The 16851-nt window shown below is 60.6% G+C and carries 18 protein-coding genes; 11 read left to right on the forward strand and 7 right to left on the reverse strand.

The genetic code is table 11. The features are described from left to right. The first annotated feature begins 120 nt into the window (after positions 1-120). From HZ99_RS19285 to HZ99_RS19315, 7 genes are all read left to right on the forward strand, one after another. A complete protein-coding gene (locus tag HZ99_RS19285; protein ID WP_038445284.1) occupies positions 121-1782 on the forward strand; it encodes an OFA family MFS transporter in 1662 nt (553 codons plus the stop codon). Positions 1783-2021: 239 nt separating this feature from the next. Further along, positions 2022-2615 carry an imidazoleglycerol-phosphate dehydratase HisB gene (gene hisB / locus HZ99_RS19290; RefSeq protein ID WP_003218037.1) on the forward strand — a complete coding sequence of 198 codons (594 nt, stop codon included), beginning with the start codon at positions 2022-2024 and terminating at the stop codon, positions 2613-2615. Continuing rightward, the gene (gene hisH / locus HZ99_RS19295) at positions 2615-3253 is read left to right on the forward strand and encodes an imidazole glycerol phosphate synthase subunit HisH (RefSeq protein ID WP_038445287.1); all 639 of its coding nucleotides are present in this window, start codon (positions 2615-2617) and stop codon (positions 3251-3253) included. Before hisB ends, hisH begins: the two co-directional genes overlap by 1 nt. After that, positions 3253-3510: a DUF2164 domain-containing protein gene (locus HZ99_RS19300; RefSeq protein WP_038445288.1), complete on the forward strand. Its 258-nt coding sequence runs from the start codon at positions 3253-3255 to the stop codon at positions 3508-3510. The genes hisH and HZ99_RS19300 overlap by 1 nt, the downstream gene beginning before the upstream one ends. 39 nt (positions 3511-3549) lie before the next feature. Further along, positions 3550-4287: a 1-(5-phosphoribosyl)-5-[(5-phosphoribosylamino)methylideneamino]imidazole-4-carboxamide isomerase gene (gene hisA / locus HZ99_RS19305; protein WP_038445290.1), complete on the forward strand. Its 738-nt coding sequence runs from the start codon at positions 3550-3552 to the stop codon at positions 4285-4287. A gap of 9 nt (positions 4288-4296) precedes the next feature. After that, positions 4297-5067, forward strand: coding sequence for an imidazole glycerol phosphate synthase subunit HisF (hisF, locus tag HZ99_RS19310; protein WP_003171107.1), 771 nt, complete (start codon positions 4297-4299; stop codon positions 5065-5067). A 66-nt stretch (positions 5068-5133) separates the two neighbouring features. Beyond that, positions 5134-5889, forward strand: coding sequence for a substrate-binding periplasmic protein (locus HZ99_RS19315; protein ID WP_038445294.1), 756 nt, complete (start codon positions 5134-5136; stop codon positions 5887-5889). Positions 5890-5893: 4 nt separating this feature from the next. Here HZ99_RS19315 and HZ99_RS19320 read toward each other — a convergent pair whose 3' ends face one another. The 6 genes from HZ99_RS19320 to gpmI all read right to left on the reverse strand — a co-directional run bounded on the left by HZ99_RS19320 (position 5894) and on the right by gpmI (position 14045). Then, complete coding sequence (locus HZ99_RS19320; protein WP_051903189.1) at positions 5894-7147, reverse strand: Vps62-related protein; 1254 nt, start codon at positions 7145-7147, stop codon at positions 5894-5896. A 38-nt stretch (positions 7148-7185) separates the two neighbouring features. Beyond that, the gene (locus HZ99_RS19325; RefSeq protein ID WP_038445298.1) at positions 7186-8793 is read right to left on the reverse strand and encodes a hypothetical protein; all 1608 of its coding nucleotides are present in this window, start codon (positions 8791-8793) and stop codon (positions 7186-7188) included. 66 nt (positions 8794-8859) lie between these two features. Then, on the reverse strand, positions 8860-9645 hold the full coding sequence (locus HZ99_RS19330; RefSeq protein WP_038445300.1) for a divergent polysaccharide deacetylase family protein: 786 nt from the start codon (positions 9643-9645) through the stop codon (positions 8860-8862). A 1-nt stretch (position 9646) separates the two neighbouring features. Next, complete coding sequence (locus HZ99_RS19335; protein WP_038445302.1) at positions 9647-10954, reverse strand: S41 family peptidase; 1308 nt, start codon at positions 10952-10954, stop codon at positions 9647-9649. A 29-nt stretch (positions 10955-10983) separates the two neighbouring features. Continuing rightward, positions 10984-12270, reverse strand: a complete 1287-nt coding sequence (locus HZ99_RS19340) for a murein hydrolase activator EnvC family protein (RefSeq protein ID WP_038445304.1) — start codon at positions 12268-12270, stop codon at positions 10984-10986. A 248-nt stretch (positions 12271-12518) separates the two neighbouring features. After that, positions 12519-14045, reverse strand: coding sequence for a 2,3-bisphosphoglycerate-independent phosphoglycerate mutase (gpmI, locus tag HZ99_RS19345; protein WP_038445306.1), 1527 nt, complete (start codon positions 14043-14045; stop codon positions 12519-12521). 151 nt (positions 14046-14196) lie between these two features. Between gpmI and HZ99_RS19350 the strand changes: the two genes are divergently transcribed. The 3 genes from HZ99_RS19350 to secB are packed head-to-tail and all read left to right on the forward strand — an operon-like array spanning position 14197 to position 15396. Then, complete coding sequence (locus HZ99_RS19350; protein WP_029295907.1) at positions 14197-14610, forward strand: rhodanese-like domain-containing protein; 414 nt, start codon at positions 14197-14199, stop codon at positions 14608-14610. Between the two features lies 1 nt (position 14611). Then, the gene (gene grxC / locus HZ99_RS19355; protein WP_038445308.1) at positions 14612-14866 is read left to right on the forward strand and encodes a glutaredoxin 3; all 255 of its coding nucleotides are present in this window, start codon (positions 14612-14614) and stop codon (positions 14864-14866) included. 44 nt (positions 14867-14910) lie between these two features. Next, positions 14911-15396: a protein-export chaperone SecB gene (gene secB / locus HZ99_RS19360; protein WP_038445310.1), complete on the forward strand. Its 486-nt coding sequence runs from the start codon at positions 14911-14913 to the stop codon at positions 15394-15396. 151 nt (positions 15397-15547) lie between these two features. On the opposite strand, the gene HZ99_RS19365 is transcribed toward secB, so the two are convergent. Continuing rightward, on the reverse strand, positions 15548-16003 hold the full coding sequence (locus HZ99_RS19365; RefSeq protein WP_038445312.1) for a tRNA (cytidine(34)-2'-O)-methyltransferase: 456 nt from the start codon (positions 16001-16003) through the stop codon (positions 15548-15550). On the opposite strand from HZ99_RS19365, the gene HZ99_RS19370 reads away from it, so the two are divergent. Then, the gene (locus tag HZ99_RS19370) at positions 16002-16442 is read left to right on the forward strand and encodes a hypothetical protein (protein WP_038445314.1); all 441 of its coding nucleotides are present in this window, start codon (positions 16002-16004) and stop codon (positions 16440-16442) included. The genes HZ99_RS19365 and HZ99_RS19370 overlap by 2 nt on opposite strands. Positions 16443-16851 lie beyond the last annotated feature (409 nt).

Here is a 16851-nt window from a genome sequence, read left to right on the forward strand (position 1 = left end):
TCTGCGACGAATCGTCGCGCCTACAGGGAGCTTCACTCAACAAAACGGCCACGCATTGCGTGCAAAGGCCGAGGAGGAGAGCGCCTGGCGAGCACAGACTAATAACTGGGGGAAACACCAATGAACACTAGCACTGCGGCCGGCGTTACTGCTGCGCAGCCTGCGTTCCTGTCCAAGGAGCGCATCATCGCCAAGCCCGGGTTCAACCGCTGGCTGGTTCCGCCGGCCGCCCTGGCCATCCACTTGTGCATCGGCATGGCCTACGGCTTCTCGGTGTTCTGGCTGCCATTGTCCAAGGCGCTGGGCGTGACCGCGCCGGTGGCCTGTGCGCCGGACATGAGCTTTATCGCCCAGATCTTCTCGTCGTCCTGCGACTGGCCGATCTCCATGCTGGGCTGGATCTATACCCTGTTCTTCATCTTCCTGGGCTGCTCGGCAGCGATCTGGGGCGGCTGGCTGGAACACGCCGGGCCGCGCAAGGCCGGTGTGGTCTCGGCGTTGTGCTGGTGCGGTGGCCTGCTGATCTCCGCGCTGGGGATCTATACCCACCAGATCTGGCTGATGTGGCTCGGCTCGGGGGTGATTGGCGGTATCGGCCTGGGCCTGGGCTATATCTCGCCGGTGTCGACCCTGATCAAGTGGTTCCCGGACAAGCGTGGCATGGCGACCGGCATGGCGATCATGGGCTTTGGCGGTGGTGCGATGGTCGGTGCGCCCCTGGCGGCAGCGCTGATGGGCCACTTTGCTTCGCCGACCGGCGTGGGCGTGTGGCAGAGCTTTTTGGTCATGGCTGCGATCTACTTCGTGTTCATGATCGGCGGCGCGCTGTCCTATCGCGTCCCGCCGACCGGCTGGAAGCCTGAGGGCTGGACTGCGCCGGCGAAAAAAGCCAGCAACGCGATGATCACCCACCGTCACGTGCACGTGAACGTGGCCTGGAAAACCCCGCAATTTCGCCTGGTCTGGCTGGTGCTGTGCCTGAACGTATCGGCGGGTATCGGTATCCTCGGCATGGCCTCGCCGCTGTTGCAGGAAGTGTTTGGCGGCAAGTTGCTGGGTGTGGATGTGCCATTTGGCCAACTGGATGCCGGGCAACTGGCATCCATCGCGGCCATCGCGGCGGGTTTCACCGGGCTGTTGAGCCTGTTCAACATTGGTGGGCGGTTCTTCTGGGCGTCGTTTTCCGACTACCTGGGCCGCAAGAACACCTATTTCGTGTTCTTCGCCCTGGGCTTTGCCCTGTATGCGCTGATCCCGAACCTTGGCCACCTGGGCAACATCTCGCTGTTCGTGGCAGCGTTCTGCATCATCCTGTCGATGTACGGCGGTGGCTTCGCGACCGTGCCGGCCTACCTGGCGGACCTGTTCGGCACGCAGATGGTCGGCGCGATCCATGGTCGCCTGCTCACCGCCTGGGCGGCGGCGGGCGTGCTGGGCCCGGTGTTGGTGAACTACCTGCGTGAGTATCAACTGAGCATCGGCGTCGAGCGCGCCGCTGCCTATGACATCACCTTGTACATCCTCGCCGGCCTGCTGGTGTTGGGCTTTATCTGCAACCTGCTGGTACGCCCGGTGGCCGACAAATACTTCATGACCGACGCCGAACTGGCTGCCGAACAGGCGCTGGGCCATGACAAGGGCGCCGATGCCACCACTTCCCTGGAGTGGAAAGCCGCTTCCGGCACCGTGCCATTGGCCATCGCCGCGTGGCTGGTGGTGGGTATTCCACTGGCGTGGGGTGTGTGGGTGACCTTGCAGAAGACTGCAGTGCTATTCCACTGATGTAAAAAACCTGTAGGAGCCGGCTTGCCGGCGATGGCGTCAGTGAGGTCGATGCTGATCTTGCGAATGCTTCGCCGGCAAGCCGGCTCCTACAGGGGTTGTTGCGTGCTTGTCGGGGGTTGTATGCACATGTCTATCCCCGACAGGCCGTCAGTCTTATCCCCTTCGATGTTTCTGTTTAGCGTGCGCAGCCCCTATAATGGCCACCTTTTTCGCCCAATGATTTTGCGGAGTTGGTGATGGCCGAACGTAAGGCGTCCGTCGAGCGCGACACTCTGGAAACCCAGATCAAAGCCTCGATCAACCTGGATGGCACCGGAAAGGCCCGATTTGATATCGGTGTTCCTTTTCTTGAGCACATGCTGGATCAAATCGCCCGTCATGGGCTGATCGACCTGGATATCGTCAGCAAGGGCGACCTGCATATCGACGACCACCACACCGTGGAGGATGTCGGTATCACCCTCGGCCAGGCGTTTGCCAAGGCCATCGGCGACAAAAAAGGCATCCGCCGTTATGGCCACGCCTATGTCCCGCTGGATGAGGCGCTGTCACGCGTGGTCATCGACTTCTCCGGCCGCCCCGGCCTGCAGATGCACGTACCGTACACCCGCGCCACCGTGGGCGGCTTTGACGTGGACCTGTTCCAGGAATTCTTCCAGGGATTCGTCAACCACGCCCTGGTCAGCCTGCACATCGACAACCTGCGTGGCACCAACACCCACCACCAGATCGAAACCGTGTTCAAGGCTTTTGGCCGCGCCCTGCGCATGGCCGTGGAGCTCGATGACCGCATGGCCGGGCAGATGCCTTCGACCAAGGGCGTTCTGTAATGCAGACGGTCGCGGTTATCGACTACGGCATGGGCAACCTGCATTCGGTGGCCAAGGCCCTCGAACACGTAGGCGCCGGCAAGGTGCTGATCACCAGCGATGCCAAGGTGATCCGCGAAGCCGACCGGGTGGTGTTTCCCGGTGTCGGCGCGATTCGCGATTGCATGGCTGAAATCCGCCGCCTGGGCTTTGACAGCCTGGTGCGCGAAGTCAGCCAGGACCGGCCGTTCCTCGGGATCTGCGTGGGCATGCAAGCCTTGCTCGACCGCAGCGAAGAAAACGGCGGCGTCGACTGCATCGGCCTGTTCCCGGGGGATGTGAAGTTCTTCGGCAAAGACCTGCATGAAGACGGCGAGCACCTGAAAGTCCCGCACATGGGCTGGAACGAAGTGCGCCGCACCGTCGATCACCCCCTGTGGCATGACATCCCGGACATGGCGCGTTTTTACTTCGTGCACAGCTACTACATCGCCGCCGGTCACCCGCGCCAGGTGGTGGGTGGCGGGCACTATGGCGTCGACTTCGCCGCAGCGCTGGCCGAAGGCTCGCGCTTTGCCGTGCAGTTCCACCCGGAGAAGAGCCATACCCATGGCCTGCAGTTGCTGCAGAACTTCGCCAGCTGGGACGGGCGTTGGTAATGGCCAAGAAGATCAAGCCGCCGATCCTCAACCTCACTCCCCAGCAGGAGAGTGAGGCGACCGACAAGATCAAGCGTTTCATGGAAGAGCGCTTCGATCTCAGGCTTGGGTCGTTCGAGGTGGCTGAGATCCTCGAACTGTTCACCACTGAAATTGCTCCGCACTATTACAACAGGGCGATTTTCGATGTGCAGACGCACCTTAAAGAAAGGTTCGAGAGCATCGAAAGCGACCTGTGGGCGCTCGAAAAACCCTGATTTTCCGAGCAATGCTGAATATCGAATAAGGTTTGCCAGATGCTGATTATCCCCGCTATCGATCTCAAGGACGGCGCTTGCGTACGTCTGCGCCAGGGCCGCATGGAAGATTCCACGGTGTTCTCCGACGACCCGGTGAGCATGGCTGCCAAGTGGGTGGAGGGCGGCTGCCGTCGCCTGCATCTGGTGGACTTGAACGGCGCCTTCGAAGGCCAGCCGGTCAATGGCGAGGTGGTTACCGCCATCGCCAAACGCTACCCGAACCTGCCGATCCAGATCGGCGGCGGTATCCGCTCCCTGGAAACCATCGAGCACTACGTCAAGGCGGGTGTGAGCTACGTGATCATCGGCACCAAGGCGGTGAAAGATCCGGCCTTCGTCGCCGAAGCCTGCCGCGCGTTCCCGGGCAAGGTGATCGTGGGCCTGGACGCCAAGGATGGCTTCGTCGCCACCGACGGCTGGGCGCAGATCAGCACCGTGCAAGTGATCGACCTGGCCAAGCAGTTCGAAGCCGACGGTGTGTCGGCCATCGTTTATACCGATATCGCCAAAGACGGCATGATGCAGGGCTGCAACGTACCGTTCACCGCCGCGCTGGCCGCTGCGACCAAGATCCCGGTGATCGCTTCCGGCGGTATTCACAACCTGGGCGACATCAAGTCGCTGCTGGACGCCAAGGCGCCTGGCATCATCGGCGCCATCACTGGCCGTGCGATCTATGAAGGCACCCTGGACGTCGCCGAGGCCCAGGCTTACTGCGATGCCTACAAAGGCTGAGGACTGACCATGGCGCTGGCCAAACGCATCATCCCTTGCCTGGACGTCGACAACGGTCGGGTGGTCAAGGGCGTCAAGTTCGAGAACATCCGTGACGCCGGCGACCCGGTGGAGATCGCCCGTCGCTACGACGAGCAGGGTGCCGACGAGATTACCTTCCTCGATATCACCGCCAGCGTCGATGGCCGCGACACCACGCTGCATACCGTGGAGCGCATGGCCAGCCAGGTGTTTATCCCGCTGACCGTCGGCGGTGGCGTACGCACCGTGCAGGATATCCGCAACCTGCTCAACGCCGGTGCAGACAAGGTTTCGATCAACACTGCTGCGGTGTTCAATCCGGAGTTTGTCGGCGAGGCTGCGCAGCATTTCGGCTCGCAATGCATCGTCGTCGCCATCGATGCCAAGAAAGTCTCCGGGCCGGGCGAAACCCCGCGCTGGGAGATCTTCACCCACGGCGGGCGCAAGCCTACCGGGCTGGATGCGGTGGAGTGGGCGATGAAGATGGAGGGCCTGGGCGCCGGCGAAATCCTGCTGACCAGCATGGACCAGGACGGCATGAAAAACGGCTTTGACCTGGGCGTGACCCGTGCTATCAGCGATGCACTGGGCATTCCGGTGATCGCGTCCGGTGGCGTAGGCAACCTGCAACACCTGGCCGACGGGGTCATCGAAGGCCACGCCAGCGCGGTGTTGGCAGCGAGCATCTTCCACTTTGGCGAATACACTGTTCCCGAGGCCAAGGCCTACATGGCTGCGCGCGGAATCGTCGTACGCTAAACGTCACTGGACACCATGGCAGGCTCGCGGCACTCTTGGGCCTGCCATGGATTCCGGTAACCCTACATGTTCAAAGACCTGCTTCTTGCCCTCGCCAGTTCTTCCATTCTTTTGGCAGGTTCGGCCAGGGCTGCCGAGCCCTCTGCTGATTCGCTGGTGCTGCTGACGGAAAATTTTCCGCCCTACAACATGGCGAAAAACGGCAAGAACTTCGCCAGGGACGAGAACATCGAAGGTATTGCCGCAGACATCGTGCGCGAGACCTGCAAGCGTGCCGGTATTTCCTACAACCTCACCCTGCGATTCCCTTGGGAGCGAATCTACAAGCTCGCCCTGGAAAAACCGGGTTATGGGGTGTTCGTCATGGCTCGCCTGCCAGACCGCGAAGCGTTGTTCAAATGGGTCGGCCCTATTGGCCCGGATGACTGGGTGCTGCTGGCCAAGGCCGACAGCCCGATTCAACTGAGCGACCTTGAACACGCCCGCCGCTACAGAATCGGCGCGTACAAGGGCGACGCCATTGCCCAGACCCTGGAGAAACAAGGGCTCAAGCCGCTGATTGTGCTTCGCGACCAGGACAATGCGCAAAAACTGCTGGACGGCCAGATTGACCTCTGGGCCACGGGCGACCCTGCCGGCCGCTACCTGGCGCGACAGGTGGGTGTCTCAGGGCTCAAGACGGTGCTGCGTTTCAACAGTGCTCAACTGTATCTGGCGTTGAACAAGGATGTTTCTGACGACATCGTTGCCAGGCTTCAACAGGCACTGGATGAGCTTCGTAAAGAGGGAGAAGTAGAGGCCATCATGGCTCGCTATCTCTGACCGGTTATTCCGCAGGCAGGGGGCGGCAGGTCACTTCACACTCTCGAGTGGGCGGATACTCACTCCAGTAGACGCTGTCTCCGTCGGTATAGCTCACGTCCGTCGCCACTTGAGTGCCATTTTGCCGCAGCAGTTTGTAGTCACTCTGTATCAGGTAGACCGCCACGGCTTTGTTGGCGGGAACCGTTGCGGCTATTTCGAAGGCGGTCGAGGTTGTCCAGCCATCGGAAGACGTTTCGGTATGAGTCATGCCCTTGCTCAGTTTGGCTGAGAACTTGATTGAAGATGCCCAGACATTGAACTGCCACTCCGCGCCGACTTCAACGGCCGTTGTCTTGGTGAGGGTTTTTGATTTTCCCCCATTCTCGCCGCGGGTTGCTGTCCACTTGAAGGTCTGATTGAGCGTGGTTTTGTTGTGCCCGAAGCCAACCAAGACGTATCTGTCGGTTCTTTCCAGTCGATACAGCGGCGATGTGCGCAGTTGCTCGATGGGCAGTAGATTCGGATCCTTTATGGTGAACCAGGGGATCATTGAGACGTGGGTGATGTGGGCCGTTTCGAAGGGGGCAGGCTGCCTGTAACCGGGCAGTGCAGGCGCAGGTGGTGCGGCGCTGACCCTCAGGGGGATCTGCATCCGCAACGAATACGCTGCGACGTGGGTTGATGGTTTTGTGTAACTGTCGACTCCGACGAAAGTACCTGCCGAGAAGTAGGCCTCGCCTGAAGCTGCGCCTGGAGGCTCGACGCTCCATGCACTGAAGTCTTTGTGAGCGCCGCTGCCTTTGTCGTTCCAGATCAGGTCGCTGATGTAGGACGCGATAACCAAATCGGCCCTGACGCAGCGTATGGCGTTGCGCGAGGGCTTGTCATGACCAATGCCGCAGACCAGGCCCAGGGCGACATATCCCTCTGGCGGGATAGGGCGCCAGATAGAGCCGTTCGCATGTGCGCCTGACCCCGAGTCTTTCCAGACCAATTCGTACTCAACGGGTGGGTTCAGGGCATTCGCCCCCCGGGCTCCATCGCTGGAAGGCGGCGCTTCGCTGACGACGGCGACCGTTCGATGCTTATTGACGTTGCCGTATCCAGCGACAGCCAAATCCCCCAGGGGAAAGAAGCCGCTCAGGAAATCTGAAGAGGGAACGGGGCGCCAGAAGCTCACGGGGTTTACGCTGCCTGCGCCTTGGTCGCTCCAGAGCGGGCTGAATTCGGTGGAGAAATTGATAAGCAGGTTTGAATATTGGATGGATTCCATCATTTGTCGTCCATGTCTGTTCTGTTGAGGTTGCAGAGTGATCAGCGCGGCTTGAGCAGGTCGACCCTTAAGGTTGAAGGTTGGTTGGCCTGGTCAAAGGCGTAGGTGCAGATCTTGATGGGATTGTTCCGGGTGGTGATCAGATGGATGTAGTTGTCCCCGGAGCGGATAGGTGTCTCTTCCTGGGGGGAGTGGAAAAGGTTGATGGGCTCTGCCTCGTCTTCCTCGATGGGGGGAGGTGGAGGCGCACTGGGAGTGGGGGGGATGACCTTGTAATCGACAGGGCGCAGGCAGTCGATTTGCGCGGCCGGGCCATACTTGTAGGTGTAACGGCTCATGAAGGGCGACGCTAGCTTCCAGGTCACGCTGTAGGTGCCGATTACGTCTTTGTCCAGAGCGATATGTACGTCGGGTGTGCGTGCCGGACCTGGCTCGGCAAGCTCCACGGCGAGGCTGAGTGCATTTGTCATCATTCCGTTGGTTGCAGGCTGCTGCGCAGAGTCGACACCCAGGATACAAAGCATATGCATGCCCGTTTGTGGGGGAATGGCGTCGTTGATGTGGGCATGCGCCGCCTCATAGGGGACGCTGTAGCTGGCCGGGTTTTCGCATTCGCGGGCGCGTCGAGTGGTTTTGTATCGATAGAACGGGGTGTTGATCGTAAAGCTCAGGTCCCAGCGCGGAACGATATCCTTGTTCTTGGCACCCGGCTTTTTTATGAAGTATTGCTGAATCGGCTCCGGATTCTGAAAGGTTATGGAGGTACTGGGGTACAGATCACAGTGCTCGGCATCGGCTGTCAGCACGCCTTTGACAAAGCAGGTGTTGAGGAAGGTAATCGGGCTGCCATAGTTCGTGTTGGCGTGCCAGGTCGGTATGCCTTGGTTGACCTCGCACGGCGCGTCGCGCTGGCATTTACGCTCTTGCGTTTGGCCGGACGTGGTTGTGCTGAGAACACCAAACAGTGTGTTGCTGGCCCTGTCCAGCAAGGGGCCACCAAAGGCGCCAAGCATGATGCCCTTGCACTGGTTTTTCATGGTGACCCGCCAGACAAATGGCTGCTCTATCAGTTCCTGTGAGTGTTGTTGCGTGCAGGCTGACAGGTGCAGCGTTTCCCATTCAGGGGCTGCCAAGGCCAGAATGTTATTGCCAGCTGGCGGTACTTCTTCTGCCAGTCTCAAGGGGGTAATACCTTCCTTGAGCAGGTCCGACAATGAGGCATCCAATTCAATGATCGCCAGGTCGACGCTTTGGCTGGAGGCCCACTTGAGCGTTTTGAGAGAGTAGGTCTTGAGCGTTTCGAGGGTGTCATCAAAATAGTTGAAGCTGATACTGCCTTCGATAGGCACGTCTTTCTGTACGACGCCGCTTTGTCTATGCAGGCAATGGCTGCTGGTCACCACGTAGGCCGGGCCCGAGAGGCCCATTTCGTCACGGGTATCCAGCAGGCTGGCGGTACAAAGGGTATTGGCTTCGTTCCTGATCCGGCCAATGCCAGTCCAGTGACTGAGCTGGTTTTGGGCGTTCGTCAGCAGCCTGGGTGGGCTGCCATTAGCCAGGCCCTCGCCAAAGTCCTTGGGGGCGGCCATGAGTACGCTTGCAAGGCTGGCGAGTAGCAGCCCTGAAAGAAGAGTGCAGGTGGTGTTCATGTCGTGTCCTGAAAGTGTTGCCCATAAAGGCCAACTATTCAGGATCGGGCATTTGGAAAGTGGTAGTTATCTAGGCGCCGGCAGATACTTGCCGTCTTTGCCATGCCCCGCCATCGCTTGGTTGCTGCGCACACTGATCATCAACTTGATATCAATCCACTCGATGCCCTGGGCCTTGAGCTTGGGCAGTTCACGCTCCAATACCGCCAGGGTCTGTGGATAAGGGTGGCCGATCATCACGGCCGAGCCCTGTTTGTGAGCCAGCTTGATAGCCGTCTGCAGCTGTGTGGTGATGGCGGCTTCGGTGCGCTCGTCATCGAGAAAAACATCCCGCGATACGTGAGCCAGGCCGACCTTCTGTGCCTCGGCGGCGGCCACGGTCTGGGCGCTGGTGCGGCTGTCGACGAAGAACTTGTGGCGACGTTGCAGCTCACCCATCAACCAGGCCATGGCCGCAGGTTGCGCGGTCATGCGGCTGCCCATGTGGTTGTTGATGCCTGCGGTGTAGGGCACCGCCTTGAAGGCCGCATCCAGGCGCGTACCCAGTTCTTCGACGGACAGTTCGGGGTGCCAGGCGAACGGACCGGTGGCCGGGTCCATGGGCATGTGCAGGATCACGATCTTGCCGGCGCGGTGGGCTTCGCGGGCGAATTCGGCGGCGTGGGGGGTATCGGGCATGATCGCTGCGGTCACCGGGCCGGGCAGGGCCAGCACGCGGCGATCCCGGGGCAGGTTTTGCCCAAGGTCGTCGATGATGAGGGTCAGGTAGGCTGTGTGGGGCTTGTCGGCGGGAGTCGCTTGGGCGACTCCCGCCAGGCTGCACAGTATTGCGGCGATCAGAGCAAAGCGCATATCAACGGCTGCGTGTAATGCTCAAGCCCTTGAGCAGGCTCAAGGCCTGGGCTAGCTGGTAATCATCGTCCTGGGGCATCGGCTTGGCTTTCGGGCCGCTGCCGGTTGGCTGATCGGCGCCGCCGTTGCCATTGCCCAGGTGACCTTGCAGATCGGCTTCCTTGAAGTACTCGTTGTCGTTCTCGCTGGTGATCTTGGCCCGGCGAACCTCGATATCCGGCACGATGCCCTGGGCCTGGATCGAACGACCGTTAGGCGTGTAGTACAGCGCCGTGGTGATCTTCAGTGCCCGCTCATTATTCAGCGGCAACACGGTTTGCACCGACCCCTTGCCAAAGCTGGTGGTGCCCATCAACACCCCGCGTTTCTGGTCTTGCAGGGCGCCGGCGACGATTTCCGAGGCCGAGGCACTCCCACCGTTGATCAGCACCGCCAGCGGGACGTTTTCGCTGAGATCCTTGCCGGTGGCCGAGAAGCGCAGTTCGGAGTTGGCGATACGGCCCTTGGTGTAGACGATCAAGCCCTTGGTAATGAAATGGTCGACCACTTCCACCGCCGATTGCAGGACGCCGCCGGGGTTGTTGCGCAGGTCCAGGACGATGCCGTTGAGCTTCTTGCCGTTGTCTTTGCGCAGCTTGGCCAGGGCCTTGGCCACTTCGTCGCCGGTCTTGACCTGAAACTGGGTGATGCGGATGTAGCCGTAGCCTGACTCGAGCAACTGGCTCTTCACGCTCTTGACCATGATGGTGGCGCGGGTCAGGGTCACGTCAAACGGGCTGCCGCCGTCGCGTACCAGGGTCAGGGTGATTTTCTGGCCGACCTTGCCACGCATCTTGTCGACGGCTTCGGTCATGGTCTGGCCGCGGGTCGGCTGGCCATTGATCTTGACGATCAGGTCGCCGGCCTGGATGCCGGCCTTGGACGCCGGGGTGTCGTCGATCGGCGACACCACCTTGATAATGCCGTCCTCGGCTCCGACTTCAATGCCCAGGCCGCCAAATTCGCCGCTGGTGCTTTCCTGCAGCTCGGCGAAATCTTCCGGGCCCAGGTAGGCAGAGTGCGGGTCCAGGTTGCTGAGCATGCCCTTGATGGCATTTTCCAGCAGGGTCTTGTCGTCCACCGGTTCGACATAGGCTGCCTTGATCCGGTCCATGACCTCGGCAAAGGTGCGCAATTCGTCCAGCGGCAGCGGCGCCTTGGTGGTCGCGGCCGTGGCTGACGGGGCGGTCTGGTCGGCGAATGCCAAAGGCGCGCCGATCACCAGGGCGATCGTCAGGGCCAGCGAAGTGAGGCGGGACAAATGCAGCATGTCGAACGAACTCCTAATGTAGGTGCGGCCTATCCTTGGGCGCGACACCATTGTGCAGGGTCGCTCGGGCGGCCCTGCTGACGAATAGCAAAGTACAGCGCCGGGGTGTCCTGGCCACCACTGTTACCGACAGTGGAGATGGATTCACCGGCTTTTACAACATCACCTGCGGCCTTGAGCAATGTCTGATTGTGGCCGTACAGGCTCAAATAGCCATTACCGTGGTCAAGAATCACCAGCAAACCGGCGCCGCGCAGCCAATCGGCGAACACCACGCGCCCGCCGTGGACGGCGTGGACCTGGCTGCCCGCAGAGGCGCTGATCATCACGCCGTCCCACTTGGTACGGGTGTCATCGCCACGGGTTTCACCAAAGCGTGCCAGTAGTCGACCATCAACGGGCCATGGAAGTTTGCCCCGGGCAATAGCAAAAGGCCCGCCAAACGATTCGCCGGCGCTGGAAACCAGTGGGCCAGGCGCTGCACGCGCCGGTTTGCGCGGGGCGTCGGTGGCGAGCGCCTCGGCTTCACGCTGGCGCTTTTTTTCTGCTTCCTGCTGGGCGATCAGCGCTTTTTGTCGCGCTTGCTCGGCCTCACGGGCCTGGCGCGCCAGGGTTTCCTCAATGGTTTTCAGCACTTTGGCCAGGTCGGCCTGGTCCTGCTGACGTGCCTGCAACTTGGCGTCCCGGGCTTTTACATCACTGTTGAGCTTGGCGAGGGCCTGCTGGCGCTCCTTGCGAACCTTGTCCAGCTCGTTGCGCTGGCTGTCCAGGCTGCTTTTCTGGGCCAGCAGTTGGCTTTGCTGGTCGGCAATTTCCTGCTCCACGTTGGCCAACTGGCGCAGGGTTTCGTTGAAGCTCTTGAGTTGCTCCAGGCGCGCGGTGCTCAGGTAGTCGTAGTAGGTCAGGGTGCGGGCGAATTTTTCCGGGTTCTGCTGGTTGAGCAGCAGCTTGAGGTATTCCTGGCGACCGTTCTGGTAGGCGGCACGGGCCTGGATCGCGATCAGGCGTTGCTGTTCAACGCGCGCGCTCTGGAGTTTTTTTTTCTCACCGTCGAGCCGCTCCAGTTCCGACTCGCTCTTCTTTAGTTCTTTTTGCAGCTCCTGGACCTGCTTCTCCAGCTTGCCCATTTCGGTTTCCGTGCCGCGCAGGTCTTTCTGCACCCCGGATTTTTCTTCCTGGAGCTTGCCGAGCAGTTTCTTCAGCTCGGTAATGTCCTGACGCGTAGCGTCCAACTGTTGTTGGGTTTGCGCACGCTCGTCGGCCAGGGCCGGTTGGAGCACGCAGACAAGAGCAAGGGTAATCAAGGCGCGAAGCATAGAGGCGGGCGACACCAGGGAAAGGGACGGCCTAGTATGCCCGCCCCACGCTGCAAAAAAAACGCCCAATGGGTAAGTTAGCTGCCGTGTGGTAGGGCATGGCTAAACGCCATACTCAAAAACGCCACAAAACAATGTGGGAGCGGACTTGCTCGCGATGGCGGTGGATCAGTTAAAAATGTATCAACTGACACTCCGCTATCGCGAGCAAGCCCGCTCCCACATGGGGTTTGGGGTGGGTTCTAAAATTAGACCAGGATCGACGTACCGGTCATCTCGGCAGGTTTCTTGAGCCCCATCAGCATAAGCATGGTCGGCGCCACGTCGGCCAGCACGCCGCCTTCGCGCACCTTGAAGTCGCGCTTGCCGACATAAATGAACGGCACCGGCTCGGTGGTGTGGGCTGTATGGGCCTGGCCGGTGGATTCGTCGGACATCTGCTCGCAGTTGCCGTGGTCGGCGGTGATCAGGGCTTCGCCGCCGACCTTTTCCAGGGCGTCGACGATACGGCCTACGCACACGTCCAGGCATTCCACGGCCTTGACCGCCGCTTGCAGGTTGCCGCTATGGCCGACCATGTCGCCGTTGGCGTAGTTGACCACGATCACGTCATAACGCTGGTGCTCGATGGCGTCGACGATCTTGTCGGTGACTTCCGGCGCGCTCATTTCTGGATGCAGGTCGTAGGTGGCGACTTTCGGCGACGGGATCAGAATGCGCTCTTCGCCCGGGAACGGCTCTTCACGCCCGCCGGAGAAGAAGAAGGTGACGTGGGCGTACTTCTCGGTCTCGGCAATGCGCAGCTGGGTCTTGCCGTTTTTGGCGAGGTAATCGCCCAGCACGTTCTCCAGGCTGCCGGGTGCGAAGGCCGACGGGGCCGGGATGTTGGCGGCGTATTGGGTCAGCATCACGAACTCGACTTTCGGCTGGCGCGCGCGCTCGAAGTCCTTGAAACCGTCATCGACAAACACATGGCTCAGCTCCCGGGCACGGTCGGCACGGAAGTTCATGAACACCACGGCGTCGCCATCTTCGACTTTCACGGGCTCGCCGATGGTGGTGGCCTTGACGAACTCATCGCTCTCGCCGCGGGCGTAGGCGGCTTCCAGGCCTTGCTGGGCAGTAGCGGCGTTGAACTCGGCATTGCCGTCGACGATCAGGTTGTAGGCCTGGGACACGCGGTCCCAGCGGTTGTCGCGGTCCATGGCGAAGTAGCGGCCGACCAGGCTGGCAATGCGGCCCTTGCCGAGGGCGGCGAAGGTGGCGTCCAGCAGCTCGATGGACGACTGCGCGCTTTTGGGCGGGGTATCGCGACCGTCGAGGAAGGCGTGCAGGTAGATTTTCTCGGCGCCGCGCTTGTAGGCCAGTTCGGCCATGGCCACCAGGTGGTCCTGGTGGCTGTGCACGCCACCGTCGGACAGCAGGCCCATGAAATGCACGGCCTTGCCGGCGGCGACGGCTTTATCCACCGCGGCGCAGATGGTCGGGTTCTCGAAGAACTCGCCATCGCGGATGGCTTTGGTCACGCGGGTGAAGTCCTGATAGACCACTCGTCCGGCGCCCAGGTTCATGTGGCCGACTTCAGAGTTGCCCATCTGGCCGTCCGGCAGGCCGACGTCCATGCCTGATCCAGAGATCAGGCCATTGGGGACGCTGGCGCACAGGCGGTCCAGCACAGGCTTGTTCGCCGCGAATACGGCGTTGTCATGGTGGTTTTCACTGTGACCGAAGCCATCGAGAATCATCAGGACCAAAGGTTTAGGCGTAGTAGTCATAGATCCTCTCGCGGCGGTATTAAAGGAAGGCGATTGAAAAGGGAGTGGCAGTTTAAAGCGAAGTTCCGATGCCGTCACCGCTTTACGGGGGTTGGCCCCCCATGGCGGCTGTGTATACTTACCGCCATTTTAACGCCCTGGAACCTCCTTGATGGTTGATCACCTGATTGCATTTGCTACCTCTCACTATTTGCTGGTCGGTGCCTTCGTCGTACTGCTGGCACTGCTGATTGCTCATGAAGTGAGCCGTGGCGGCCGTAGCCTCAGCACCGCCGAGCTGACCGCGCTGGTCAACAAGGACCAGGCCGTTGTTGTCGATATCCGTCCGGCCAAGGACTTTGCCGCAGGCCACATCGTCGGCGCCCTGAACATTCCCCAGGACAAGCTGATCGCACGCATCGCCGAGCTGGAAAAGCACAAGGCCAAGACCATTATCCTGGTCGACGCCCAGGGCCAGCACTCCGGCGGCCATGCCCGCGAGATGATGAAGAGCGGTTTCACCGCGGCCAAGCTGTCGGGTGGTATCTCCAGCTGGCGCGCCGATAACCTGCCGTTGGTGAAGTGATATGAGCCAGGTTGTCGTTTATTCCAGCGATTATTGCCCTTATTGCATGCGAGCTAAGCAGTTGCTCCAAAGCAAACAGGTTGCCTTCGACGAGATCAAGGTCGATGGCAAGCCTGCGGTGCGTGCCGAGATGGTCCAGAAGGCGGGGCGCACTTCTGTGCCGCAAATCTGGATCGGGACCAAGCACATCGGTGGATGCGACGACCTGTACGCCCTGGAGCGCGCCGGTAAATTGGACGCGCTGCTTCACGTCTGACTCCAAAACCCTAAAAGACCCCAAGATCAAGAAGGATCTGCGAGATGACTGACCAACAGAACACCGAAGCGGCAGCAGAAGAGGCCCAAGGCCCACAATTTTCCCTGCAGCGTATCTACGTGCGTGACCTGTCGTTCGAAGCGCCGAAAAGCCCGGCGATCTTCCGCCAGGAGTGGACCCCAAGCGTCGGCCTGGACCTGAACACCCGTCAGAAGCAACTGGAGGGCGACTTCCACGAAGTGGTGCTGACCCTGTCGGTCACTGTGAAGAACGGTGAAGAAGTGGCGTTCATCGCTGAAGTGCAGCAGGCGGGTATCTTCCTGATCCAGGGCCTGGACGATGCGTCCATGAGCCACACCCTGGGCGCGTTCTGCCCGAACATCCTGTTCCCGTATGCCCGCGAGACCCTGGACAGCCTGGTCACCCGTGGCTCGTTCCCGGCCCTGATGCTGGCCCCGGTGAACTTCGATGCCCTGTATGCCCAAGAGCTGCAGCGCATGCAACAGGAAGGTTCGTCGACGGTTCAATAAGTCGACGCGGTAAAAAATGTGGGAGCGGGCTTGTGTGGGAGCTGGCTTGTCTGCGATAGCATCACCGCGGTGTGACTGACACGCCGAGGTGCCTGCATCGCGGGCAAGCCCGGCTCCCACACAAGCCCGCTCCCACATTTGTTTTGCGGTGTTATTTAAAGCCGAGCTGGCGCCAGCCTTCGTAAACGGCAACGGCCACGGTATTGGAAAGGTTCAAGCTGCGGCAACCCTCGCGCATCGGCAGGCGCAGGCGATGGCCCTCGGGCAGGGCGTCGAGCACCTCAGCCGGCAGGCCCCGGCTTTCCGGGCCGAACAGGAAGGCGTCGCCTTCGGCAAAACGGGCATCATGGAATGGCCGCGAACCCTTGGTGGTAAACGCGAATAGCCGTGGGTGGCCCAGGCTTTCCAGGCAACTGGCGAGGTCGGCGTGGCGCTGCAGGGTGGCGTACTCGTGATAGTCCAGGCCGGCGCGGCGCAGGCGCTTGTCGTCCATTTCAAAGCCCAGCGGCTCGATCAAATGCAGGTGGCAGCCACTGTTGGCGCACAGCCTGATAACGTTGCCGGTATTCGGCGGAATTTCTGGTTGGAAAAGGATGACGTGAAACATGCACGGCTCCGAAGATAAAGATGCAGCGCATTCTACCCCTGAAGACGACCCCAGGCCGAAGCTATTGCCCAGAGTCTTGGGATCGTTGGCGATTGTCGGCCTGATGGTGGGTTTGATGATCGGTCGCTTGACCACCCCGGACCCGATTGCCCTGTTGCAGGTCGAGCCCGTCAAGGATGGCCTGGTGGTGTGGTTCAACAGCGAACCGAAGCTGCACGGCGAGCATATCGACGGCACCGTGGCGCTGCTGTTCGATGCTCAGGGCAATGCGCAGGCGGGGCAATTGAAGGTCACTGATAAGGATGTGAACTGGCGCGTGCGCAAGACCGATGGTGGCTTGCTGTTGAACCTGGTGGCGGCACGGCCCCTGCGTGGGGAGTGGTCGGGCAAGGCGGTCGATGACCGCTGGCGACTGGAGGTCCATCTCCTGGAGCAATAAAAGAGGGAGTTCCCGGCCTGCCTGTACCAGGGCTCCCAAAACGGCTTGGAGCTTTGAATTAAAGAGGGGATTCTCGGCCTGCCTGTACCAAGGTCCCCGAAACTGGGTAGTACCAGAGGTATTGCAGGGGGCGTGCCAGAGTTGTGAGGACTTGCGATTTTTTTTGCTCTAGAAGACAAAAGCCCGGTTTACGGGGCTTTTGTGTTTTCGGCGTTCAGGATTTTTTGAAAGCGGCCTGGGTTTTGTGCGCGATGCCGGTTCGTGGTGCATTGAAGCAGTGCACGATCCCGGGACTGGATGCAGGTCCAAATGTGGGAGCGGGCTTGCTCGCGATGGCGGTGGATCAGTTAGACATGTATCAACTGACACTCCGCTATCGCGAGCAAGCCCGCTCCCACAGGTGATCTTT

This window comes from Pseudomonas fluorescens (assembly GCF_000730425.1).
Classification (GTDB): Bacteria; Pseudomonadota; Gammaproteobacteria; order Pseudomonadales; family Pseudomonadaceae; genus Aquipseudomonas; species Aquipseudomonas fluorescens_X.